The 1,454-nt window shown below is 64.7% G+C and carries 1 protein-coding gene; it reads right to left on the bottom strand.

Annotated elements, in window-relative coordinates:
• Positions 1–282: 282 nt before the first annotated feature.
• On the bottom strand, positions 283–1,374 hold the full coding sequence (locus HLB44_RS36655; RefSeq protein ID WP_173135806.1) for an IS5 family transposase: 1,092 nt from the start codon (positions 1,372–1,374) through the stop codon (positions 283–285).
• Positions 1,375–1,454 lie beyond the last annotated feature (80 nt).

Raw genomic sequence — 1,454 nt, 5'->3', positions numbered from 1 at the left:
CCTAACCCTTCGGTCAACGCGACGTCCACCAGCTGCGCGCCAGGGCCGCGAGGCACCCAGGCATATCATCTGCCTCGCGGCCCTGGCGCTCCGCTGGCGGCCGCGCGTTACCTCAAACGTTAGCAGGCCGTTGAAGTACCACTGGAACGCACGCACGCCGGCATCGACATGAGGCTTTGGCTCGTCATACAGCATCACCTTCGATGCAATCGGCGTCGGTCTGGCTCTTGCTGCGACGATTCGGGTGCGTTTGGGGTGCCATGCGGCGCCTTTTATGTGCCATTACGCGCACTGCGGGCGCAGGTCGGCCAAGGTGCGCAGCCGCGTGAGGTTGTATGCGGCCATCGTCAGCGTCAGAAGCTGGTCGACCTTATCCAGTCCGCGCACCATGACCTGCCGGATCGGTCCGATCAGCTTGCCCCAGCCGAAGCACTGCTCGATGCACTTCCTCTTGCGTTGGCTGATGTCGTAGCCGTCGTGCCGAGTCGTGCGTCCGTCGATCGCGCTGCCGCCGACTCGATTGACGTTCTGCGCAACGTGCGGTGTGACGTTGATGTCTCGGCACGCGGCCACGAAGCCCTTCGTGTCGTACGCCTTGTCTGCGCCGACGCTGACCCGCGCTCCCGGCTTGGCGACATCGGTCAGCATCTGCGCAGCGATGTCGCGTTCGGCGGTACCGCCGGACAGGCTCGCCTGCACGTTTACCACCAGCCCGTGCCGGTTGTCGGTCAATACGTGGCCCAGGTAACTCGGCAGTGCGGGCGCTGCGTTGCTCTTGCGGTACAGGCGCGAGTCCGGGTCGGTCTTCGATTCGTGCGTCTCGTTGCTGCGCCGCTGGCCCTTCCAGTCCTCGGGCGGTTGGTCGTCGTCGGAGCCGTCCTTGCGCCTCATGCTCTTGTGGCTCGCCCACGCTTGGATGAGCGTGCCGTCGACGCTGAAGTGCTCGCCCGACAGCAGCCCCTTCTTGTCCGCCATCGCCACCGTCGCGTTGAACAACTCCGTCACGGCGTCGTGCTCGATCAGCCGGTCCCGGTTCTTGCTGAACACCGAGTGGTTCCACACCGTGTCCTCGATCGCCAGGCCCACGAACCAGCGGAACAGCAAGTTGTACCGGATCTGCTCGACGAGCTGCCGCTCGCTGCGGATGCTGTACAGCACCTGCAGCAGCATCGCGCGCATCAGCTTCTCCGGCGCGATGCTGGGGCGTCCGCCCTTGACGTCCGCCTCGTACATCGCCGAGAAGCTCGCGTCCATCTTCGCCAGCGCTTCGTTGACCCACTTTCGAATCGGGCGCAACGGATGCGTGGCCGGTACGAAGTCCTCGAGCTTGACCGTCGTGAACAGGCTCTCGCTGTAGCTGTCAGTGCCTCGCATCGGTGCCTCGTCCCTCGGACTCGTCCCTCGCAATGCTCGCTCAGTCGAAGGCGGTGGTCGAGCAGAATTTCAACAGCCTG

Origin of the sequence: Pseudaquabacterium terrae, from assembly GCF_013266755.1 — a bacterium.
Lineage (GTDB): Bacteria > Pseudomonadota > Gammaproteobacteria > Burkholderiales > Burkholderiaceae_C > Pseudaquabacterium > Pseudaquabacterium terrae.
This window is presented reverse-complemented; position numbering and strand designations above follow the sequence as displayed.

Bases quoted from the DNA above. Each gene is read 5' to 3' on its own strand.
- HLB44_RS36655 (WP_173135806.1), bottom strand. From the start codon at position 1,374: ATGCGAGGCACTGACAGCTACAGCGAGAGCCTGTTCACGACGGTCAAG.